Raw genomic sequence first — 21,761 nt, forward strand, 5'->3', positions numbered from 1 at the left:
TGCTCGGTGAGCCTGCCAGAGCGGGTCGACGGCGGGAAGGGAAGATGTTTCGGGCGCGTGAACAGTTGGGCGAACCGGTCACCGCTCCACGGGAGGCATGGCCAGCGGGTTGATCGGCATGCGCTCCCGGCAGATCGCCGCGATCGGCCTCAAGTCGGCTTCCAGGCGAGTGAGTTCGGCGTCCGACAGGCCCTCCCACGGGCGGCCCGCGGCCCGGTCGGTGGCGGCCTCGATCGCCCCGTGCCGGGTGCGGCCGAGGTCGGTGACCGCCCCCTGCGCCGTCAGCCAGCCCCGCTCGACCAGCCGCGCGGCGGCGGCGTCCCACTCCTGGTCGCTCCAGCCGCGCATCGGCTGGAGCACGGCGCGGTCGGCGTGCACCGCGCAGTGCAGCACCGGCGCCTCGCAGCCGTCCAGCCCCGCCGCGACCAGCGCCGCCACGTGGCCGTCACCGCGGTGCTCGCGCAGCAGGTTCGCGGCCTGCCACAGCCGCCCGTAGTGGTCCGCGGCCCGCGGGAGCGCGGCGTTGGCGGCCGCCAACACCCGGCCGGCGCAGTCCAGTCGGGCCGTCACCGCCTCCAGCGCGGTCGCCGCGGCCTCGACCCGCTCGGGGGCGACCGGCTCCAGCAGCCGGGCCAGCGCCCCCGTCGCACCCGCCGAGCGGGCCGCCAGCACCTGCGCCGGGCTCGCGTGCGTCCACGCCTGCGGCAGCGCCTGCTCCACCATCTGCGGCGCGAAGCTGAAGAACGCGGCGACCACCGGAGGCGCGTCCACCGCGCCCAACGGGGCCGAGCGGGCGGCGAAGTAGCCGCGCCAGCCGTTGTCCAGCCCGGCCGCCTCGAAGGCCGTCCGGCTCTCGGGCTGGAGGAAGGCGACGGCGTACACCGGTTCGAAGAGCAGCCACAGGGCGCGGGCTGGGTGGACGGGAGCGGACATCGGGGACCTCCACGGGGGGACGGCCGCAGCGGGTGGGGCGGCCGGGTGGGTGGGGACGGTGCGGTGCGGCGGGCGGGGATGGTGCGGTGCGGTGGGTAGGGATGGTGCAGTGCGTGGGGACGGTGCGGTGGGTGCCGGTGGCCGTCCAGGTGCTGATGGCCACCGCGGCGGCCCCGGTAACCCCGGCCGCGGTGTGATGACGGTCACCCGGGGGCCCGGCGTGCGAGGGACGGCCGCGCGGCACGGGATGATGTGACCAGTGCCCGGACCCGCGGCGCTCCACCCCTCGCACGAAGGCAGTCGGTCATGGCGCAGATCAACCCCAGCATCCTGTCCGCGGACTTCGCCCGCCTCGCCGAGGAGGCCGAGGCGGTGCGCGGCGCGGACTGGCTGCACGTCGACGTGATGGACAACCACTTCGTCCCCAACCTCACACTCGGCGTCCCGATCGTCGAGTCCCTCGCCCGGGCCACCAGCACCCCGCTCGACTGCCACCTGATGATCGAACAGCCCGACCGCTGGGCCCCGCAGTACGTGGAGGCCGGCGCCGGCTCCGTCACCTTCCACGTGGAGGCCGCCGCCGCGCCCGTCCGCCTCGCCCGCGAGATCCGCGCCAAGGGCGCCCGCGCGTCGATGGCGCTCAAGCCCGCCACCCCGATCGAGCCCTACGAGGACCTGCTCCCCGAGCTCGACATGCTGCTCATCATGACGGTCGAGCCCGGCTTCGGCGGGCAGGCCTTCCTCGACATCATGCTGCCCAAGATCCGCCGCACCCGGCAGCTGATCGACAAGCACGGCCTCGACCTGTGGCTCCAGGTCGACGGCGGCGTCGCCCCGTCCACCATCGAGGCCTGCGCGGAGGCCGGCGCGGACGTCTTCGTGGCCGGCTCGGCCGTCTACAACGCGGACGACCCGGCGGAGGCGGTGCGCGCGCTGCGTGCGCAGGCGGACGCGGCGACGGCGGCGGCCGGGTGGGGCTGCCGGCACTGACCGGCACTGACCGCTCCGGGGGGAGTGAAACCGGGGCGCCCGTGGCGGGCGTCCCGTGCTGCGTCGGGCGTTGCGTCGGGCGTCGCGTCGGGCGTCGCGTCGGGCGTCGAGATGGGTGCCGCGTTGGGCGTTGAGTCGGGCGTCGCGTTGGGCGTCGCGTCGGGCGTCGCGTTGTCGGTGGAGCTGGACCAGGGGGCGGGCAAAGGTGCGGGCGGGAACGGAAGTTGACGGCACGGTGGACGACGCCGGGGCGGCGGCGGTCGACGTCGGGGGGACGGCCGTGCCGAGCCTCGGGCGACGGCGGTTGCTCGGGGCGCTGGCCGTCACGGTGCTCGGCGCGGGCGGGGTCGGCGGGGCGATGGTCGAGGACGTGCTGCCCGGCGGCGCCCGTCTGCGCCGTGCGCTCGGCATGACGGGACGAGACGGCACGGTGCCGGAGTTCGCGCCCGGGAAGGTGCGGATCGAGACCGAGCACTCCCGGGCCCGCAGCCGCGACCTGCAGATCGTCGTCATGGACCCGCCCGGCGCGGACCGGGCCGAACTGCCGGTCTGCCTGGCCCTGCACGGCCGCGGCAGCGGCGCGACCTCGTTCGTCGACCTCGGCCTGCCGCAGTTCCTGGCGGCCGCGGTCGCCGACGGCGTCCCGCCGTTCCGGGTGGTCGCCGTCGACGGCGGCGACGGCTACTGGCACGCCCGCAGCCCCGCCGACGACCCGATGGCGATGCTCACCGACGAACTGCCCGGCTGGCTCGCCGCCCGCCGACTCCCCGAACCCAGCCGCGTCCTGGGCATCTCGATGGGCGGCTCCGGCGCGCTCCAGTACGCCCGCGCGCACCGGGGGCGGCTGTCCGCGCTCGCGCTGCTCAGCCCCGCGCTGTTCCGCAGCTGGGGCGACGCCCGCACCGTCGACGCCTACGTCGACCAGGCCGACTGGCGCGCGCACGAACCCCTGCAACACCTCGGCGAGATCGGCGAGTTCGACCGGCTCGGCGTCTGGTGCGGCACCGAGGACCCGTTCTGCCCCGCCGCCCGCAGACTCACCGGCACCCGCGGCGTCCAGGCCCACTTCCCGCGCGGCGAGCACACCGGCGGCTTCTGGCGGCGCGTCATGCCGGACACGGTGGCGCTGCTCGGGGCACGCTGACCGGCGGCCGTCGGCGGCCGGATCCCGGGTCCGGTGCTCGGTCTTCGGCGCGGGGTGTCGTCGTCCCGTCGTCTCGTCGTCCGGTCGTCCCGCCGTGTCGTCGTGTCGGGCCGTCGCTGACCGGGGGAGCGGGGGGTGGCGGCCGATACTGGCCGCCATGAGCAACCTCGATCTCAAGCCCGCCCCCGCGGTGTGCGGGCAGCAGGCCACGACCGGACCCGTCAAGGATCTGCTGACCGGCCGTCAAGTGCCGCTCGGGGAGTCCACGGTGGTGCGACGGCTGCTGCCGAACCTCGGGCGGCGGATGGTCGGCGCCTGGTGCTTCGTCGACCACTACGGGCCCGACGACATCGCCGACGAACCCGGCATGCAGGTGCCGCCGCACCCGCACATGGGCCTGCAGACCGTCAGTTGGCTGCACGAGGGCAGCATCCTGCACCGCGACAGCCTCGGCAGCCTGCGGACCGTCCGCCCCCGCGAACTCGGCCTGATGACCTCCGGGCGGGCCATCTCGCACTCCGAGGAGTCGCCGCGCGACCACGCCCCCCTGCTGCACGGCGCCCAACTCTGGGTCGCGCTGCCCGACGCGCACCGGCACACCGCGCCCGCCTTCGAACACCACCCCGAACTGCCCGTCGTCACCGCGAACGGCCTCGACGCCCACCTCATCCTCGGCACCCTCGACGGCGCGACCTCCCCCGGCACCACCTACACGCCCCTCACCGGCGCCGACCTCACCCTCCGCGAGGGCGCCGCCCACCGCCTCCCCGTCGAGGAGTCCTTCGAATACGCCGCCCTCGCCATGTCCGGCAGCACCGAGATCGACGGCGTCCCCCTCGAACCCGGCTCGATCCTCTACCTCGGCTGCGGCCGCCACGACCTCCCCCTCCGCGCCCGCACCGACGCCGCCGTCCTCCTCCTCGGCGGCACCCCCTTCGACGAACGCCTCGTCATGTGGTGGAACTTCATCGGCCGGTCCGGCGAGGAGATCACCCAGGCCCGCACCGACTGGGAACAGAACACCCGCTTCGGCGAGGTGCACGGCTACGCCGGGGCCAGGCTGCGCGCCCCGGAACTCCCCGCCCTCCCGCTGAAGGCGCGGGGGAGGACGCGCTGAGGCCGCCAGAATCAGCGACGTCTCAACAGGTCTTCGTGCAGGGATGCGTGATGTCGCCGAATCTCGACCGGACCGACGCTGCGTGAACTCTTTTGCGCGCGTCGTCGCTGTCCCCTCAGGTCCCTCCGGCCACGGCGTCGTTCGTCGGCCGTCGCCGAGCTTGAACGCGACGAAGAGCAGACCCCCTGCAAGTGGGACGAGCCCGCAGCCGGCGAGATCGTGGCACTCGCGGACGATCTGGCAGCCCGCGGGGCGGACGTGCTCGTGGCCGTGGCGCAGAACAGGTGTCGCGCGGTGGAAGCCGAGCGAGGTACGAAGGCTGAGTATTTCGGGCGCGACCAGGGGGACTTCGTCGTCGTTCAGGGCCTGGGGTGCTTGGTCAGGGTGTCCCGCAAGCCGTTGTCGGGGTGGAGTGCCAGCGTTCGGGCCGATGGTGGCGGGGTCTGGCAACGGCTCGACCTGGGTGATCTCCTGTTCGGTGAGCCGTCCGTCGTCCCGGGTGTGGAGTCCGACCACATCGATCGGGCGACGCTCGCAGGACTCGTTGGTGCAGTCGACTCACCGCGATGCGACCGCTCGGAAGTCGTCCGACCTCATGGTCCGTAGGCCTGTCTGTCAGCGGTGGGGCCTATTGTGCGTACAGGATCTCAGAGAACGAGGGGCGGGAGCGGTCCGTGCAGGACGAGTACCAGGAGTTTCGGCTGCGTCTGCCCAACGGTGGCCCTGTGGCGCGGGGTCGGCTGCTGTCGGAGAAAGGCAGCAACGGGAGTCAGAAGTTCTTGGTGTACGCGGGGGCGCCGGCCCGGGGAAGCGTGGTGCCGTCCTTCTCGGTACGGAATGTGTCCTCGAACCGCCTTCGGACTCAGCTGGTCGATGACGGGAGGTTGCGGCCCTCCGACCGCTGGCCCGGGCACCTCGAACTGGTCGAGGACGTGGAATGCGGCTCGCCGTCCGCTGCTGCCGAGATCCTGATGGGCCGCGCGGCCAACGGTTGGACGCGGTGGCGGACGGAGGACAACCGGCCGTTGTCGGAATTCATGTCGGGTGTCTGGGCCGGGCCCAACCGTGCCTGGCTGGTCCGCGGGTCCAACGTCGCGGGCCTCGATCTCGTCCAGCGACTCTGGCGTCCCGAAGGGCGGGTCACCCTCGCCGCGTCCCGGTTGCGGCAGGGCGTCGGGCAGGGCACGAGCAAGGAGCAGTTGAGTGCGTTCGTTCGGGAGGACTACGAGTCCACGGCGACGTACAGCCAGAAGCAGGATCTTGTCGAGGAGCTGCACGCCTTCCTCTCCCGGATCAAGCCCGGCGACACCGTGTGCACCATTTCCGGTGGGTTGCTGTACGTCGGCGAGGTGACCGGGCCGGTGGAGCAGACGTCCTCGGAGGACGGGCGGTCCAACCTGCGGCGTCCGGTGGACTGGCAGAGCGAGGGGTTCTCCTATTCCGACCTGCCCGAGGAGCTCCAGCAGAAGCTTTCGGTTCAGCACGATGTCGTGGATCTCACCTCCGTGCAGGGCTTGATCAAGGGATTCGGGCTGAGCGACCAGGAGTTGGAGGAGGAAGCCGAGGCCACAGAGCGTGATCCCAGTGCGGAGATCCTCGTGGCGAGGCGCGAACTCGCCCTGCCCGAGCCCACCCCCGAACTCGCCGAGGACCTGCTCGTCCACGAGGCGGAGTGGCTCCAGGACGTCCGAGACCTCCTCTGGGACGAACGCCAGTTGGTGTTCTACGGGCCGCCGGGAACGGGCAAGACGTACCTCGCACAGAAGCTCGCGGAGTTCCTGGGCGGCGGCCCCGAGCAGGTCAAGTTGGTCCAGTTCCATCCCTCCTACGCCTACGAGGACTTCTTCGAGGGCTTCCGTCCCAAGGAGGACCCGGAGTCCCGCGAGGTCGCTTTCCGCCTCACCGCCGGCCCGCTGCGCGAACTCGCCGACCTCGCCTCCCGCGAGGGCAACCGGCACGTTCCCCACTTCCTGATCATCGATGAGATCAACCGGGCCAACCTGGCGAAGGTCTTCGGTGAGCTGTACTTCCTTCTGGAGTACCGCAACAAGGCCGTCCGGCTCACGTACTCCGGCGACGACTTCGCCCTCCCGCCGAACCTGTTCATCATCGGCACCATGAACACCGCCGACCGTTCCATCGCCCTGGTCGACGCGGCGATGCGGCGCCGGTTCGCGTTCGTCGAGCTGTCGCCGCGGACGGAGCCGACCAGCGGTCTGCTCCGACGCTGGCTCGCGGCGCAGGAGCGTGACAGCGAGCCGGCTGACCTTCTGGACGCACTGAACGCCCGGATCGACGACGCGGACTTCCGGATCGGCCCCTCGTACCTGATGAAGCCGGGCGTCTACCGCGCCGGCGGTCTGGACCGCACCTGGCGGACCAAGATCCTCCCCTTGCTGGAGGAGTACCACTACGGCGAGGGTGTCGACATCGAGAAGCGCTACGGGCTCGCAGCGCTTCAGGCCGAAGTGGCCGCGAAGCGCTCCAGGTTCGCCGTGCAGCCGGGCGACATCGTGTGGGGCGACCAGTCCCCGGCCGAGTCGTGACCGTCCTCCACCTGATCGAGCACGCTCCGGCGGTGTCCGTTCCTCTCTCGGACGCGGCCGGCCGGGCCGTCGCTGCCTCCCGCATCCTCGACACCGCCGCCCCCGACCCCTACCGGACGGGGCACTGGATACTGCGGGCCGGCAGTAAGGTCGGCGCGGTGTGCCTGGCGGTGCCGGGCGGCGATCCTGTCGCCCTGCGGATCACTCCCAAGGTGCCGATCGCCCGCCTCTTCTTCCTCATCGGGTACAGCCTCGACCCGCGCGGCTGGAGGGACGGGGACGTCGAGATCGGCGACCACGACGAACTCCTGCCGGCCCTCGCCCACGCAGTGGAGCGCCAGATGGACCGGGCGCTGCGCCAAGGCCTCCTCCAGGGCTACCGCACGGTTGAGGACAGCGCCCTTGTAGTCCGAGGCCGGATCCGCGAGGCCGAGCAGATACGCCGTCGGTTCGGTGCCGCCCTGCCCGTGGAGATCGCGTACGACGACTTCACCACCGACATCGCGGAGAACCGCATCCTGCGGGCCGCGGTCGAGCGCCTGCTCCGCCTGCCCGGCGTGCCCCAGGACGTGCGCCGCCGCCTGCTTCACCAGCGGGTGCGCCTCGCGGAGGTCTCCCCGCTGATTCGTGGTCAGGCGCTTCCCGCCTGGCAGGCCAGCCGCCTCAACGCCCGCTACCAGCACGCGCTCCACCTGGCCCGCGTGATCCTCGACGGATCGTCACCCGAGCACGCGGCCGGTGAACTGCGCATCGACGGATTCCTGTTCAACATGAACAAGCTCTTCGAGGACTTCGTGACGGTCGCCCTGCGTGAGGCATTCCGCGGCACGGACCGCACCTGCCGGTTCCAGGACCCGCACCACCTCGACGAGGCCGGTGAGATCCGGATGAAGCCCGACTTCGTCCTGTACGGCCCGGAGGGCGGACCACAGGCCGTGGCCGACGCCAAGTACAAGGCCGAGAAGCCCGGTGGCTACCCCGACGGCGACCTCTACCAGGCGCTGGCCTACTGCACGGCACTCGGCCTGCGGGAGGGACATCTTGTGTACGCCAAGGGCAACGCCCCGCACGCCGGCCACCGAGTGCGGCACGCGGGCATCGTCATCCACCAGCACGCGCTGGACCTCGACCGGGAGCCGGCCGGTCTGCTCGGTGACATCCGTTCCCTGGCCAGGCGGATGACCCCAGGTGCGGCAGCATGATCACGATCGGAACGGATGCCGTGGGGGTAGGGAGTCGGTCGGTGCCACAGCTCGCGTTCGCGAACAGTTCGTGAGAGAGCTGCGACGTCCTGGAGAAGCCCGTCAGGGCAGAGAAGCGGGTGTCGGCGTGGCGCTGAGCTTTCCGGTTCCGCCGGGTCTACATCTCGACGAGGGCGACCAGAACCTCTCACCGGGAGCGCAGACCATGGGCCTGATCCACATCGAATTGTTCGCCACCCTCGACCTCGTCGGGCAGTCGCCGGGCGGTCCCGACGAGGACCCGTCGGGATTCCCGTTCGGCGGCTGGCAGGCGCCCCTGATCGACGACGTCACCGGGGCGCAGATCAGCTCCGCGTACGAGGGCACCGACGCCCTCCTGCTCGGCCGGCGCACCTACGACATCTTCGCCGCCTACTGGCCGCACCAGAACAACGGCGAGATTGCCGAACTCTTCAACAGCGTCCCGAAGTACGTGGCCTCCCGTGGCACGCCCGACCTCCCCTGGGCCGGATCCACTCGACTCGGAGCGGACCTGGCCCGGGAGGTACGCCAGATCCGCGACCGGCACCAGCACGTGAAGGTCGTCGGAAGCCTGGACCTGGTGCAGACCCTCCTGCGGGAGAAGCTCTTCGACCGCCTCGACCTGTGGGTGCACCCGATCGTCCTCGGCGTCGGCAAGAAGGTGTTCGACGGCGGTGCGGTGCCCACCAACCTCACCCTCCTGAGCCCGCCCGTGGCCGCTCCCGCAGGCACTGTGTACCTGCGCTACGCACTCGCCGACGGCACCCCGCGCACCGGCGACATGAGCGCGCCCGACCACGGACTCGCCCACGACGACACGCACTGACCCCGCAGGGTCGGCCGGAACCGACCGGAACCGAGTGGGGCCGGACGTCCGCAGGGGACGGCCGCGAGCCGGCACTCGACAACCCACCACTCCAGCGGCCGGCGCTGTCCCGGGCGGTGGCCCGGTTGTGGGGTTGGGGCCGGTGGGGCGGGGGTGTAGGGGGTCGCTGCCCAGGTCGAGGGCGATGGACAGGGAGGTGTCCAGGGCGTTGCCGGAGGTCCGGAGCGGGCGGGTGGACCAGCCGGACGTGGGTGGGGTGGCCGGCGCGGTCGCCGGGGCGTCGGTCATGGGGCGGACCAGGACGGCGGTGGGCGTCCACTGGATCGGCCCGTCGCTGGACGAGTCGCATTCGCTGCCGTGCACCACCCCGTAGCCGGTTTTCGTCCGGAAGTCGACGGAGCCGGTGATGGCGCCGGCGAACGCGGGCGAGGTCGACCACACGATCGACGCCGGCGTGTACTTCCCGTCGCCGCCGTCGCCGCCGTCGCCGAGCCCGAGCGTGTCGGCGTCCGCCTCGGCGATCGCCTGCCTACACGGGTAGTTCGGGCCTCCGCTGGGTGTTCTCGGGCGGCGCCGGGCTGGTCGGCGCGGGCGCGGCCGTCGTGTTCGTCAGTCGCAGGCGCCACGCCAGGCACGACTGACCTGCCTGAACCGCCTCGACGGGCCGGTGCGGCGTACGCACCGGCCCGTTCGGCGTGTCATGGCGGGGGAGGGGACGGGGCAGGCGCGGTCGGTCGGTCAGGCGAGGAGGGGGATCAGGCCGATGGCGAAGACGGCGTAGAAGCCGGCGGCGACGGCCAGGCGGGCGGGGGTGAGGCGGTGGGCGCGCATGGTCAGCAGGAGGTAGACGATCGCGGCCATGGTGATCAGGCCCGCCCAGATCAGCGGGCCGTCGAAGTGCCAGCTGGTGAACAGCAGGCCGATGCCGCTCGGGACGGTCGCCTGGATCATCATCGCGCCGGAGATGTTGGCCAGCGCGAGCTTCACCTTGCCCTGGCGGACCCAGATGATCGCGTTCATGATCTCGGGCAGCTCCGTGGCGATCGGCGACAGCAGCAGCGCGGTGACGGTCGCGGACAGGCCGAGCATCGGGCCGATCACGTCGAGCTGGGCGACGAACCAGTGTGCGGCGAAGAAGATCACCACGAGGGTGGCGAGGGTCTGGACGACGACCGCCCAGGTGTCGGGCGAGGCCTTCTTCGGCTGGAGCTTCAGCGCCTCCAACTCCTCCTCGTCTCCGTCCCCGGCTGCCGCGTCCTCGCGGCTGGAGCGGATCTCGCGCCAGAAGTAGGCGGCGTACGCGGCGAAGAACAGCACGCCGAGCGCGGGCTTGAAGGCGAACGCGACCAGACCGAGCGAGACCTTGACGAAGAAGATCGGCAGGAACCAACTCTGGTCCTTGGCCAGGTGCTTCATCTCCTCCTCGGTGCCCAGCGCCTCAAGGGGCGCCGGCACCGCGGCCGCGGCGACCGCGGAGGCGGCGCGGTCACGGCGGCGCTTGATCAGCAGCGCCGCGCCGGTGACGCCGTAGGCGACGGTGGCCAGCGCGAGGGGGCCGCCCATCGCGGCGCCGACCGCGAGGTTCTTCGCCTCGGCGGTGCCGCCGGTGGTCGCGGCGACCAGGGTGACCACCGACTCGGGCAGCGCCGTGCCGAACGCGGCCAGGATCGTGCCGACCGCCATCTTTCCCACGTTGAGGCGCTCACCCAGCCACTCCACCGCGTTGACGAACCACTCGCACGAGAGGTAGATCGCCACCGCGCACACGATGAGCAGAACGAAATGAATCACGAAACTCGTCAGGCCTTCCCGCACCGGCGGGAACCCGAGAGGCGAGCGGCACGGGGGCAGCACGACTTCGGCCCGCCGACGCGCAACAGTCGTCGACAATGGGCCGAAGGTCTCGCCCGCCCACCACCATCACCGACGGCGGGCCCGGCCACCGGGAACCCGGCAGCGGGTTCCAGCATGTCGATGACCGGTTCGCGGGGCTACTCCCCTTCGCAGCCGCACATGCTACCCGACGCCGATCGTCGGGGGCTTTTCATGGGACTCAACCGAGGAGTGTGCGGATCTGCTCGACGGCGGTGCGGGCGGTGCGGCCGACGCCGACGAGGGTGGCGGAGGCGGGGCCGGTCCAATTGCCGTAGCCGAGCAGGTGGATGCGGGGGTCTTCGAGGGCGCGGGTGGCGGCCAGGTCGGGGCGGAAGCCCGTGCACCAGATGATCGTGTCGCAGTCCCAGGTGCTGCCGTCCGTCCAGACCGGCCCGGTCGGGGACAGGCGGTCGAACATCGGGTGCGCGGCGAGCAGTCCGCTGTCGCGGGCGGCGCGGACGGGTGCGGTGGCGACGATGTCGCCGAGCGAGGCGACGCCGGTGTGGGTGTCGCCGGCGGCGTGGGCGCGGACCTGGTGGGTGGCGAGTTCGAAGAGCGCGCGTCCGTCGACGGAGTCCGGCAGGAAGTGCGGCGGGCGGCGGGTGACCCAGCGGGTCTCGGTGACGGCGGTGAGGTCGGCGGCGATCTGCGCGCCCGAGTTGCCGCCGCCGACCACGACGACGCGCTGCCCGGCGAAGTCCGCTGCTCTGCGGTAGCCGGTGGTGTGGAGCTGGTGGCCGGTGAACAGTTCGCGTCCGGGGACGGCGGGGACGAAGGGGCGCTGCCACGATCCGGTGGCGAAGACCACCGCCTGCGCGTGCCAGGTATCGGCGCTGGTGTGGATGGTCAGGTGGTCGGGGGAGCGTTCGATGCCCGTCACGTGCACCGGGCGGTGGACGGGCAGGTGGTAGCGGTCCTCGTACGCGGCGAGGTAGGCGGCCACGTGCCGGGCGTTCGGGTACGGCGCACCTGTCTGGTGGGGCATCGGTCGGCCCGGGAGGGAGGAGTATTCGGCGGGGGAGAACAGGCGCAGGCTGTCCCAGTAGTGCTGCCATGCGCCGCCGGGCGCGGGGTTGGCGTCGAGGATCGCGAAGTCGAGTCCGGCGCGGCGCAGGTAGTAGCCGGCGGCGAGTCCGGCCTGGCCGCCGCCGATCACCAGTACCTGGACGCGCCGCCGGGAGTCGGCGTCGAACGCCGACGCCCGGTCGTGGTCGGGGCGGTCCACTCCTACTGCTCGACCGCGGAGGCGCTGCGGGCGGTGAACTTCCTGCGCCAGGCGAGGGAGACGTAGACCAGGGCGATCAGGACGGGGACCTCGATGAGCGGGCCGACGACGCCGGACAGGGCCTGGCCGGAGGTGACGCCGAAGGTCGCGATGGCCACGGCGATGGCGAGTTCGAAGTTGTTGCCGGCGGCGGTGAAGGCGAGCGTGGCGGTGCGGTCGTAGGCGAGGCCGAGACCCTTGCCGAGCGCGAAGGTGCCGAACCACATGATCGCGAAGTAGGCGAGCAGCGGAAGGGCGATCCGGGCGACGTCCAGCGGCTGCGAGGTGATCGTCCTCCCCTGGAGGGCGAACAGGATCACGATCGTGAACAGCAGGCCGTAGAGCGCCCAGGGGCCGATCTTCGGCAGGAACTTCGACTCGTAGCGTTCGCGGCCGAGCTTCTTCTCACCGAGGCGACGGGTCAGGAACCCGGCGAGCAGCGGGATCCCGAGAAAGATCAACACATTGACGACGATCTTCGCGACGGAGAAGTGCAGGCCGTCCTGATGCAGGCCCAGCCAGCCGGGCAGGACGTCGAGGTAGAACCAGCCCAGCACGCCGAACATGACGACCTGGAAGACCGAGTTGAGGGCGACCAGGACGGCGGCGGCCTCGCGGTCGCCGCAGGCCAGGTCGTTCCAGATGATCACCATGGCGATGCAGCGGGCCAGGCCGACGATGATCAGACCGGTGCGGTACTCGGGCAGGTCGGGCAGGAAGATCCAGGCCAGGGCGAACATCACGGCCGGGCCGAGCACCCAGTTGATCACCAGGGAGGAGGCCATCAGCTTCCGGTCACCGGTGACGGTGTGCAGGCGGTCGTAGCGGACCTTCGCCAGCACCGGGTACATCATGACCAGCAGGCCGAGGCCGATCGGCAGCGAGACCCCGCCGACCTCGACCTTGGCGAGGGCGTCGTTCAGGCCGGGGATCAGGCGGCCGAGACCGAGTCCGAGAGCCATGGCGAGCAGGATCCACACCGCGAGGTAGCGGTCGAGAAAGGAGAGCTTGCCGACCAGCCCGGCCTCGCCTGTCTGCGAGGGGGCGGTGGTCCTGGTCGGGGTCACGGGCAGGACCTCTTGGTATCGGCGCACGCGGTGGCGCGGGCGGTGGCGGCGAGATCGCCGAGCAGGCCCGCGAGGGACTCCAGGGCGTCGGGGCGGAGCTTGTAGTAGGTGAAGCGGCCGCAGGGCTCGGTGTCGACCAGTCCGGCCTCGCGGAGGATCTTGAGGTGGTTGGACAGGTTGGTCTGCTTCGCGCCGGTCTCCTCGACCAGGTGACTGGTGCACAGGGCCTCGCGGGCGAGCAGCGTGAGGATCCGCATCCTCAGCGGGTCGGCCACGGCCTTCAGCACGTCCACCGCGCCGTTCACATCACCAACTGCTGACATCACCATGCGGTGATACGTTAGTCGATGTTCGCGGCGGTTCCAAGCCTGCCGCCGAATCCCGCATCGCGGCACGCCTCGACGCGGTCGCGGCGCGCCTCGATGCGGCCGTGGCACGCCTCAACGCGGTCGCGGCACGCCTCGATGTGGCCGCGGCAGTCCGAGGTGCTGACCCCGGGGGTGGGGTCAGTGCTGGGCGCGGCTGAGGATCCAGACGCTGTAGGCGTCGTTCGCGGGGTGCAGCTGGTAGGTGCCGGCCCGCAGGTCGACGCGCAGGCCGGCTGCGGTCAGGTCCGCCTCGAACTCCGCCGGGGTGTAGGTGCGGGCGTGCGCCGGCTGGTCCTGGAGGTGGAAGCCGACCAGGATCCGGCCGTTGTCTCCGAGTGCGGCGCGCATCGCGCGCAGGGCGTCGCGTTCGGTGCCCTCGGCCAGGTAGAGCATGACGTTGCCCACGCAGACGACCAGGTCGAACGGGCCGTCGTCGGGGCCGAGGTCGAGGATGTCGCGCTCCTCGATCGGCAGCCCGGGGTAGGTCTCCCGGGCCTGCCGGACCAGTGCCGCGTCGGGCTCGATCGCGACCACGTCGTGCCCCCGGTTCAGGAGTGCGGCGGACACCCGGCCCATACCGGCGCCGGCGTCGAGCACCCGCGCGCCGCGCGGCAGGAGCGTGTCGGCGAGCCGGGCCTCGCCGTCGACGTCCTCGCCGGCGGCGATCAGCTCGGCGAACCGCTTGCCGAAGCCTCCGCTGTTTCCCGCCTCCTGCCAGCGGGTTCGTCGCGGCGTCATCGGTGTGGGCTCTCCCTGCGGCAGCGTGGTCACGTCCATGCCTTGAATCCTAGGGCGACGCCGTCGGCGCTGGTGACGGCCCTCGTGCGAGCGGCCCCGACGGCCCCGACGGCCCCTCGCTCCCCGCGTTCGGAGCGGAGCGTCCGTCGTGGAGGAGCGTGCGACGCCGCCGACCGTCCACCCCGCAGGCGGGGCTGTTGCCGCATTCGCATCACTATCGACTGACATCATCATCTGGTGATACGTTTGGCGGCGTCGGCGGCCGCTCCGCGCAGGCTGTCGGGTGTCCGCAACGCAGTCGGTCTGCGGACACCACAACTGCCGCAATGCCGCACCGCAGGATCGACCGCCCCCGCCCTGCCCTGTCGTGCCGTGCCGTGCCCCGTCTCCGAGGAAGAGCGAGATGACCGCCTCCCCCGCAGCCTCCGTGCTGTTCGTCTGTGTCCACAACGCCGGCCGCTCCCAGATGGCCGCCGGATTCCTCCAGCACCTCGCGGGCGACCGCGTCGAGGTCCGTTCCGCCGGCTCGATGCCCGGCGACCAGGTCAACCCGGCGGCCGTCGCGGCGATGGCCGAGGTCGGCGTCGACATCTCCGACCAGAAGCCGAAGATCCTCACCGCCGAGGCCGTCCAGGCGTCCGACTACGTCATCACCATGGGCTGCGGCGACGCCTGCCCGTACTTCCCCGGCAAGACGTACCTCGACTGGAAGCTCGACGACCCGGCCGGCCAGGGCGTCGAAGCCGTCCGCCCGATCCGCGACGAGATCAAGGCCCTGGTCGAGAACCTGATCGCCGAGATCGACGCCAAGTAGCCGGTCCCGTCGACGCCGCTCACTTCCGGTACGCGGCCAGGTAGGCGGTGTAGCCGATCACCGACGGCACCGGGACGTTCAGCTTGCCGGCCGAGGTGGTGAGCATGGCCTCGTCGCCGAGGACCCTGCCGGTGGTCGGGTCGACGATGAACGTGTAGCGCGTCGGCAGGCCGCTGCCGGCCGACTCGGCGGAGAACGCCTCGCCCGGCCGGCCGGCCCGGTCGACGACCGTCCCGTCGTGGCGCAGGCCGGGAATCGCGGCGATCAGCCGGAGCAGGGCCGCGCGCTGCGCCGGGTCCAGTGCCTGGGCGCGGAGCACGCTGCGGATCGCCTCGGCCGCGCCGGAGGGGTTGTCGACCGCGGGGGTGGATCGGCGGAGTGTCTCGCGCAGGGCGGCCGGGTCCGTCGGGAGGGGATCGGGGTAGAGGCCCCGGTGGAGTTGCTGGGTCCTCGGCTTCTCCCCTTCGAAGGCGCGGACGTCGGTGCCGGAGCCGTCGGGGTGCAGCAGGGCCTTGTGGGTCTCGGTCACGACCCGGGAGGTCGCGGTGTCGCCGTCGATCCGGGTGAACAGGTTCCACTCGCGCCACTCCAGGACGGTGTCGGGGCCGTCCGGCTCGGACAGTGTCGCCGTGTGCTGCGCGATGTCCTCAAGGAGTTGGGGCGCGGGATTCGTCGTCGCCGGCGCCCGGTAGTGCAGCGGCGGTGGGGTGGCGGCCTGGGCGTTGCCGGTGGTGCCGCCGGGAAGGAGTCCGAAGGCGAGCACGGCCGCGGCCCCCGTCGCCAGCACCCCGAGCGGGACGAGTACCCGCCTGCGGCTTGGAGTCGGGGCGATGGGCGGCGCGCCGCCGGCCGGGTCGGCCAGGATGTTCCGAAGGTCCCGTCGGCGTCGGGCGGGGTCCGCCACGAGGTCGGCAGCGGGGTCGCTGTCGGCCAGCAGTGCTCGCACACTCTCAACCGCTCGCACGGCTCACCTCCAGGACGGTCGGGCTGACGGAATCGGCATCGGACGGCGCAGGGTCGTTGAGCGCCGCGCGAAGTCGGCGACGGGCCCGGAACAACTGCACGGAGAAACTCGCCGGGTTGCAGCCGAGGGACTCGGCCGCCTGCCGGACGCCGAGCCCCTCCCAGGCGATCAGGGCCAGTACCTCGCGGTCGCGTTCCCCGAGGCGCGCCCATGCGGCGTACGCGCCGTCGCGCGCGGCCACCTCCTCGGCGACGTCGGGCACCGGCGTCAGGGGCTCGGCCTCCCACCGGGCGGCCAGCCGTTCGGCGCGGCCCTGCCCGCGGAGGTGGTTGGCCACGACGTTGCGGGCCACCCCGTACAGCCACGGCAGCGGCTCGGCCGGCACCTCCGGCCAGCGCCGCCACGCCACGACGAACACCTCGGCCGCCAGGTCGTCCGCGCTGTCGGCGCCCGCCCGGCGGCGGGCGTAGCGCAGCACCGCCGTGTGGTGCTCGTCGTACAGTGCGCTGAACCTCTCAGCACTCAACGATCTCCCCCGTCCTCGGCCTTCACCCTGTCTGTGTCCGGGACCCCGGTGGTTCTTGCGTCGGGGGTGGGGGCAATCGGGCGCCGGGCAGTCGAGCGGCCTGCCCGGCGGCGCGCGCAGGTGCCGTGGCTACTCGGCGGTAGACCCCAACTCCGGGCGTTTCGTAGGGACATGACACTCTGGTGGGGAACACGGGCCCGGTGTGAGCCGGGCCGATCGGCACGACACAGGAACGAGGCGACAGTGCGACTCTCCGACGAGTTCGGCGTGGTGGTCGAGGCGACGATCCCGGCCCCGCCGCAGCGGGTGTGGGACCTGGTGGCGGACATCTCCACCTCTCCCCGGTTCAGCCCGGAACTCCAGCGCACCGAGTGGCTCGACGGCGCCGAGGGGCCCGCCGTGGGCGCCCACTTCGCCGGACATAACGCCCGCCCGGACGGCACCAAGTGGCAGACCGTCAACCGGATCATCGAGTTCACACCGCTGGAGCGGTTCGCCTGGGAGGTCCTGCCGGACACCGCCACCGCCGAGGGCGACGCGTTCGCGCGCTGGCACTACGAGGTGACGGCGGACGGCGAGGGCACCCGGGTGCGGCACAGCATGCGGATGGGCAACCTGCGCACGCCGCTGCACCGCTTCGTGGAGCAGAACCCGGAGCAGGAGGAGGCGCTCGTCGACGCCCGGCTCGCGATCCTGCGCGAGGGCATGGAGGCGGTGCTGAAGGGCATCGCCGCCGACGCTGCTGCGGTCGACTCCGATCCTGCCGCGGTCGACTCCGACGCTGCCGACGCTGCCGACGCCGCCCGCGCCTGACCCGCGGCCCCGCCGGCCCCCCCTGGGGCGGGGGGTCAGCGGTGGGGTTCCTCGGCGGCGGTGCGGAGGTGGTGGACGACGTCCGGGCTCCAGTGCGGGATCTCGGGCCAGTCGCCGTTGTCGTCCTCCACGGGCAGCGACTTGAGGACGGCGGCCAGCCGGGGCGGGAGCCGCGGCGGCAGGCCCTGCTTGCAGAGGGCGAGTATCTCCGCGCGGACGCTGTGCGGCACCAGTGGGCGGTCGGGGGAGCGCAACTTCCATTCCGGCTGCGGGAGTTCGGCGAGGGACTCGGCCTGGAGGCGCCAGAAGTTCGCGTCCTTGGGCTCGCCCCGCGACTGGTGCCAGAACCAGAGGCAGGACGCGGCCAGGTGGCTGCCGCCGCCGGCCGCGAACTCCCACCAGAAGCGCGCCCCCTCCTGGTAGTCGGCGAGGTGCAGCAGAACGCCCAGGACCAGCGCGCCGTCCGGGCGTTCGACCTCGCTGTCGACGAGTTTGGCCAGCGAGCTCGCCGACGCCGGGTTGGCCAGGATCAGCGAACTCAGCATGGCGAGTTCGTGCCGGGCCTGACGGTGCGCCAGCCGCAGCGGCGCGGGGGCGGCCTCGCGGTCGCGCTCCAGTGCCACGTGCGCCACGTGCGCCGCGGTGGATCTCGGGCTCACACGTTCCTCCGGGCGAGCTTCTCCTTCAGACGGTCGGTGGCGTGGCGGGCGTGCGAGCGCACCGTCACCACCGTGGAGTCCAGGTACTCGGCGACCGTCTCGTCCCGCAGGTCCAGCGCGTAGCGGAGGATGATCACGTCCTGCTGGCGTTCGGGCAGGGACAGCAGGGCCTCGTACGTGCCGTGCACGTCCGGGTCGAACTCCCTGCTCAGGCACATTCGGTGGATGGCCGTGCGGATCGCCGCCCGCCACTGGTCCTGGAGGTCGGGCGGGCTGTCGGGGGCCTTCGCGGCCAGGCCGGCCCTGGCGATCTCCTCCTTGAGGACCCGCCACGCCGACGCCGCCGGGGCCGGTTCGCGCAGCAGCATCTGCCAGTCGCCCCACAGCCAGTCGCGGACCGCGTCGACCACCGCGTGCGCCTGCTCCTCGGAGAGCCGGCAGGCCAGCGCCGCCGCGAGCCACGCCTGTTCGTGCGTCTCGCAGAACGCGTCGAAGGTCAACTGATCACGCCGCTGCGGTACCGCCAATCGGAACTCCGGGTCCACCCTCGCCCCTCCCAGCGGGAGCACTGCGCTCCCGCACCGATCGGATCCCGGCCCGCGCCCCCTTCGCGCCAGACGCCGATGCCCTGCCCTGTCCGCCCTGCCCTGGGGATTGTCACCCCCCTCACACCACCATTTCAGCGTATCGGGATCCCTGTGGTGAAAACGGAACTCCACGAACATTCGGAGCACGGAAACGGAACCATTGCGGCCAGTAGGGGTGCCGAGTGCGACGGGACCCGGTCGGCGGGCCCCGAGAGGGGTTGGCGGCGGCCCGGGCGGGCATGGAGTCCGCAGGGCGCGACCAGGCTGGTTGCACGGCCGTTCCACGGGCATGATCTGATGAGCTGCGCGCAGGGGAGCGCCACGGTGCGCCACCCCCGCGCACGGGGCAGACGAACACCGCTCGGCGACCAGGGGGGACGCGCGATGGCTGACGAGATCGCTCAGCAGACGCCGCAGATCGGCATCAACCTGAACATCCACCAGGCCCATTCGGCCCGCATGTACGACTACTACCTGGGCGGCGTGACCAACTTCCCCGCCGACCGGGAGGCCGCCGGCCGCGCGCTCGACGCCTTCCCCAACGCGCGGCTGGCCGCGCACGCGAACCGGGCCTTCATGCGCCGCGCCACCAGGGCCATCGCCGAACTCGGCATCGACCAGTTCCTCGACATCGGCACCGGCATCCCGACCTCGCCGAACCTGCACGAGGTCGCGCAGGGCGTCAACGCGGGCGCCCGCGTGGTCTACGCGGACAACGACCCGATCGTCCTCACCCACGCCGAGGCGCTGCTCGACGGCACCGCGCAGGGCCGCACCGACTACGTCCAGGGCGACGTCCGCGACGCCCGGACCATCCTGGAGGCCGCCGCGCGGACCCTCGACCTGGAGCGGCCGATAGCGCTCAGCATGGTCGCGGTGCTGCACTTCATCGCCGACCGGCCGGGCCAGAACGCCGCCGACGTGGTCGACGCGTTCATCTCGCGCCTCGCGCCGGGCAGTTACCTGGTGATCAGCCACTTCACCGCGGACTTCGACCCCGAGGCGACCGCCCGGATGGAGAAGGTCTACCGCAACTCCGGCACCGACCTGCAGGCCCGCACCCGCGAGGAGGTCACCGCGCTGTTCCAGGACTGGCGGCTGCTCACCCCGGGCGTCGTCGCCAGCCCCCGGTGGAACCCGGACGCAGCTGCCGCGGGCACCACCGACGCCCAGGCGGGTTGCTACGCGGGCGTCGCCCGACTCGGCTGAGCATCGCGGCCCGCGGGCGGGCACGGGCGGCGGAGCCGGGCGGCGGGGACGGGGGCGAGCCGCGGCGCCGCGGCGTCCTGACAAGGGCCCCGCGGGCACCGGACCGATTCCGCCGGAAGCCCTGCCGGGCCGACCGGGCGGGGCATACACTCGCCCCCACGCGCGGGTTCGCGCGGTGCGTCTCACCGGGGGAGGGTGGATGCCGATCGGTCCGCTGCCCGCGTTGCCCAAGTACCGTACGGACCTGGTCAGTCGGCGCATGTGCCGGACGGCGCAGCTGGATCCGCGGTTCGCGCGGGAGGTGCTCGCCGAGTACGCGGAGGACGGCATCCGGGCGGTCGGGCTGCCCGTCGGGGTCAACGTCGTCGCCGTGGTCCGGCACGCCCGGCAGGCCGAGGCGCGGGTGCTGCGGCGCGACCGGGTGCTGGCGGGCCTGCTGGCCGCGCTGCTGGCGCTGCTGGTGCTCGCCGGGTGGAGCCTGGCGAACGGTCAGGAGGCCGTGGCGGCGGTGGCCGCGGCGGCGGTCCCGGTGGTGCTGCTGGCCGCGCTGACGGCGGTGTACCGGGAACTGTGGACGTCCTGGCGGATCGCCCGTGAACTCGGCGACGGCGCGGGCAAGGCGGCCGGACAGGCCCCGCCCGTGGAGCCCGAGTTGGAGCAGCGGCTGGAACTGCTCAAGCGGGCCAACCTGGTGGTCTACCACGAGGACGTCGCCGGGGTGAACCCGTTCGTCGGCAGCGGCTGGCGGATCTACGAACAGGTCTGGGAGCCGATCAACATCGCCCGCCCGGCCAAGGACCCGGCAGGGAACCCGCTCAAGCCGGTCGCGTTCGACGCCGCCGACATCCACGACCAGGTCGCCCGATGGATCATCAAGGACAGTGGCCTGGACGGGATTTCGGTGCGCAACCGGCTCTACGCCCGCGGCACCTTCCTGGAGAACCTGCCCTGGGCGCTGCCCGACCCGACCGGTCGGCCGCTGACCGTGGTCGACAGCCAGTGGGTGAAGGCCGGCGCGGCCGGACCCACCACCGGGCTGGAGACCTACCTGTGCCTGCGGCTGATCGGCGACGGCGGCCGGGTGGCGGTCTCCATGCACCTGCGCGCCCAGCTGACCCGCACCTCCCTCACCTGGAACGTCAACGCCTACGTCCTGCCGCCGCTCGGGCCGCGGTTCGACCTGCCCGATCGTCAGGTGGCGGGCCCGGTCCGGCTGCGGATGCGGGCACTGGAGGACGCCCTGCACGCCACGCCGCGGCTGCTGTTCGGCTCGGTGGGCGCGCTGCTCGGGCGGGTCGCGGACGCGGCGGCCCGGGCCCGCCGCCTGGAGAAGACCCGGCGGGAGATCCGCAAGAACTACGGCACCATCGACTACGGCACCACCAACAGCCTGCGCGAGCGGGCCTCGTACTGGCCGCGGGTGGAATTCTCCGAACGCCGGGACTCCGCCACCTACTTCAAGCTGATGGTGCAGGCCGTGCTGGATGCCACCGAGCACTTCCTGGCGGTCCACCACGTCGACACCGTCGACCTGACCGCCCGACAGCAGCAGCAGATCTTCACCCACCAGACCACCATCTTCAACGGCGCGATCCAGAACGCCTTCGTCGGCGGCGCCGGCAACGTGCAGAACAACTACGTCGCCCCGCCCGGCGGCGGCAGCAGCGCGGGCGGGACCAACCCGCCCGGCGCGCCCAGTCCTTGACCGAAGACCGAAGACCGAAGACCGAAGACCGAACCCCGAGGGAGCGCCCGTGTCCGGCGGCGACCAGTTCACCTTCAACGCCCCGATCAGCCAGTCCGTGATCGGCGGCACCGGAAACGTCCAGAACAACTACGCCGGACCGGCCGCCGACCAGGCCCCGGCGGTGCGTGAACTCGCCGCGCAGCTCGCCCAGTTGGTGCAGAGCGAGGCGCCCGAGCTGGCGCCGACCGCCGACGCGGTGCACGGCGAACTGGCGCAGGCCGAGGACGAGGGCCGCACCGCCGAACCCGGCCGGCTGCGCGGCTGGCTGGAGCTGATCGTCCGCGGCGTGACCGCCGGCGGCGCGGCCGCCACCGCGGCCGAGGGCCTGGTGCGCGCCCTCGGCCTGTGACC

Annotated in this window: 22 protein-coding genes and 1 pseudogene; 12 read left to right on the forward strand and 11 right to left on the reverse strand. The window is 72.4% G+C overall.

Annotated elements, in window-relative coordinates; all coding sequences use genetic code 11:
- Positions 1–78: 78 nt before the first annotated feature.
- Positions 79–933, reverse strand: a complete 855-nt coding sequence (locus ACFV4P_RS00525) for a hypothetical protein (RefSeq protein WP_380465751.1) — start codon at positions 931–933, stop codon at positions 79–81.
- Between the two features lie 306 nt (positions 934–1,239).
- Between ACFV4P_RS00525 and rpe the strand changes: the two genes are divergently transcribed.
- From rpe to ACFV4P_RS00555, 6 genes are all read left to right on the forward strand, one after another.
- Positions 1,240–1,923 carry a ribulose-phosphate 3-epimerase gene (gene rpe, locus ACFV4P_RS00530; RefSeq protein WP_073816754.1) on the forward strand — a complete coding sequence of 228 codons (684 nt, stop codon included), beginning with the start codon at positions 1,240–1,242 and terminating at the stop codon, positions 1,921–1,923.
- A 235-nt stretch (positions 1,924–2,158) separates the two neighbouring features.
- Positions 2,159–3,067 carry an alpha/beta hydrolase gene (locus ACFV4P_RS00535; protein WP_380465753.1) on the forward strand — a complete coding sequence of 303 codons (909 nt, stop codon included), beginning with the start codon at positions 2,159–2,161 and terminating at the stop codon, positions 3,065–3,067.
- A 157-nt stretch (positions 3,068–3,224) separates the two neighbouring features.
- Positions 3,225–4,184: a pirin family protein gene (locus ACFV4P_RS00540; RefSeq protein ID WP_380465755.1), complete on the forward strand. Its 960-nt coding sequence runs from the start codon at positions 3,225–3,227 to the stop codon at positions 4,182–4,184.
- Positions 4,185–4,858: 674 nt separating this feature from the next.
- Positions 4,859–6,730 (forward strand): DUF4357 domain-containing protein, encoded by a 1,872-nt coding sequence (locus ACFV4P_RS00545; RefSeq protein WP_380465757.1) that lies wholly within the window; start codon positions 4,859–4,861, stop codon positions 6,728–6,730.
- 32 nt (positions 6,731–6,762) lie between these two features.
- Complete coding sequence (locus ACFV4P_RS00550; protein WP_380465759.1) at positions 6,763–7,932, forward strand: McrC family protein; 1,170 nt, start codon at positions 6,763–6,765, stop codon at positions 7,930–7,932.
- Positions 7,933–8,137: 205 nt separating this feature from the next.
- Positions 8,138–8,779, forward strand: a complete 642-nt coding sequence (locus tag ACFV4P_RS00555) for a dihydrofolate reductase family protein (RefSeq protein WP_380465761.1) — start codon at positions 8,138–8,140, stop codon at positions 8,777–8,779.
- 162 nt (positions 8,780–8,941) lie between these two features.
- Here ACFV4P_RS00555 and ACFV4P_RS00560 read toward each other — a convergent pair.
- A pseudogene (locus ACFV4P_RS00560) lies at positions 8,942–9,211 on the reverse strand (hypothetical protein); the annotation flags it as partial.
- Here ACFV4P_RS00560 and ACFV4P_RS00565 point away from each other — a divergent pair.
- On the forward strand, positions 9,186–9,320 hold the full coding sequence (locus ACFV4P_RS00565) for a hypothetical protein (protein ID WP_380465763.1): 135 nt from the start codon (positions 9,186–9,188) through the stop codon (positions 9,318–9,320). The pseudogene ACFV4P_RS00560 and the gene ACFV4P_RS00565 sit on opposite strands and share 26 nt — an antisense overlap.
- Before the next feature lie 197 nt (positions 9,321–9,517).
- On the opposite strand, the gene ACFV4P_RS00570 is transcribed toward ACFV4P_RS00565, so the two are convergent.
- From ACFV4P_RS00570 to ACFV4P_RS00590, 5 genes are all read right to left on the reverse strand, one after another.
- A complete protein-coding gene (locus ACFV4P_RS00570) occupies positions 9,518–10,594 on the reverse strand; it encodes a sodium:calcium antiporter (protein WP_380465764.1) in 1,077 nt (358 codons plus the stop codon).
- A gap of 238 nt (positions 10,595–10,832) precedes the next feature.
- Positions 10,833–11,879 carry an ArsO family NAD(P)H-dependent flavin-containing monooxygenase gene (locus ACFV4P_RS00575; RefSeq protein ID WP_380465766.1) on the reverse strand — a complete coding sequence of 349 codons (1,047 nt, stop codon included), beginning with the start codon at positions 11,877–11,879 and terminating at the stop codon, positions 10,833–10,835.
- Positions 11,880–11,881: 2 nt separating this feature from the next.
- A complete protein-coding gene (arsB, locus tag ACFV4P_RS00580; RefSeq protein WP_380465768.1) occupies positions 11,882–12,985 on the reverse strand; it encodes an ACR3 family arsenite efflux transporter in 1,104 nt (367 codons plus the stop codon).
- Positions 12,982–13,314 carry a helix-turn-helix transcriptional regulator gene (locus ACFV4P_RS00585; RefSeq protein WP_241844634.1) on the reverse strand — a complete coding sequence of 111 codons (333 nt, stop codon included), beginning with the start codon at positions 13,312–13,314 and terminating at the stop codon, positions 12,982–12,984. The genes arsB and ACFV4P_RS00585 overlap by 4 nt, the downstream gene beginning before the upstream one ends.
- A 177-nt stretch (positions 13,315–13,491) precedes the next feature.
- Complete coding sequence (locus tag ACFV4P_RS00590; RefSeq protein ID WP_380465770.1) at positions 13,492–14,130, reverse strand: class I SAM-dependent methyltransferase; 639 nt, start codon at positions 14,128–14,130, stop codon at positions 13,492–13,494.
- A 364-nt stretch (positions 14,131–14,494) separates the two neighbouring features.
- On the opposite strand from ACFV4P_RS00590, the gene ACFV4P_RS00595 reads away from it, so the two are divergent.
- On the forward strand, positions 14,495–14,905 hold the full coding sequence (locus ACFV4P_RS00595; RefSeq protein ID WP_380465772.1) for an arsenate reductase ArsC: 411 nt from the start codon (positions 14,495–14,497) through the stop codon (positions 14,903–14,905).
- A 19-nt stretch (positions 14,906–14,924) separates the two neighbouring features.
- Here the strand turns inward: ACFV4P_RS00595 and ACFV4P_RS00600 are convergent, their stop codons facing one another.
- Entirely contained in the window at positions 14,925–15,851 is a 927-nt protein-coding gene (locus tag ACFV4P_RS00600) for a CU044_5270 family protein (protein ID WP_380465774.1), read from the reverse strand.
- Positions 15,852–15,855: 4 nt separating this feature from the next.
- Positions 15,856–16,395, reverse strand: a complete 540-nt coding sequence (locus ACFV4P_RS00605; RefSeq protein ID WP_380465775.1) for an RNA polymerase sigma factor — start codon at positions 16,393–16,395, stop codon at positions 15,856–15,858.
- A gap of 243 nt (positions 16,396–16,638) precedes the next feature.
- Between ACFV4P_RS00605 and ACFV4P_RS00610 the strand changes: the two genes are divergently transcribed.
- On the forward strand, positions 16,639–17,208 hold the full coding sequence (locus ACFV4P_RS00610; RefSeq protein ID WP_380465777.1) for an SRPBCC family protein: 570 nt from the start codon (positions 16,639–16,641) through the stop codon (positions 17,206–17,208).
- A 35-nt stretch (positions 17,209–17,243) separates the two neighbouring features.
- On the opposite strand, the gene ACFV4P_RS00615 is transcribed toward ACFV4P_RS00610, so the two are convergent.
- Positions 17,244–17,867 (reverse strand): hypothetical protein, encoded by a 624-nt coding sequence (locus tag ACFV4P_RS00615; protein WP_143200439.1) that lies wholly within the window; start codon positions 17,865–17,867, stop codon positions 17,244–17,246.
- Positions 17,864–18,394 carry an RNA polymerase sigma factor gene (locus ACFV4P_RS00620; protein WP_380465779.1) on the reverse strand — a complete coding sequence of 177 codons (531 nt, stop codon included), beginning with the start codon at positions 18,392–18,394 and terminating at the stop codon, positions 17,864–17,866. Before ACFV4P_RS00620 ends, ACFV4P_RS00615 begins: the two co-directional genes overlap by 4 nt.
- 444 nt (positions 18,395–18,838) lie before the next feature.
- Here ACFV4P_RS00620 and ACFV4P_RS00625 point away from each other — a divergent pair, with 444 nt between their 5' ends.
- From ACFV4P_RS00625 to ACFV4P_RS00635, 3 genes are all read left to right on the forward strand, one after another.
- Positions 18,839–19,663, forward strand: a complete 825-nt coding sequence (locus ACFV4P_RS00625; RefSeq protein WP_380465781.1) for an SAM-dependent methyltransferase — start codon at positions 18,839–18,841, stop codon at positions 19,661–19,663.
- Positions 19,664–19,862: 199 nt separating this feature from the next.
- Entirely contained in the window at positions 19,863–21,368 is a 1,506-nt protein-coding gene (locus ACFV4P_RS00630; RefSeq protein WP_380465783.1) for a hypothetical protein, read from the forward strand.
- A 49-nt stretch (positions 21,369–21,417) separates the two neighbouring features.
- Positions 21,418–21,759, forward strand: a complete 342-nt coding sequence (locus ACFV4P_RS00635) for a hypothetical protein (protein WP_380465785.1) — start codon at positions 21,418–21,420, stop codon at positions 21,757–21,759.
- The last annotated feature ends 2 nt before the right edge of the window (positions 21,760–21,761 follow it).

The sequence above is a fragment of the Kitasatospora sp. NPDC059795 genome, from assembly GCF_042732175.1.
In the GTDB taxonomy this organism is placed as follows: Bacteria; Actinomycetota; Actinomycetes; order Streptomycetales; family Streptomycetaceae; genus Kitasatospora.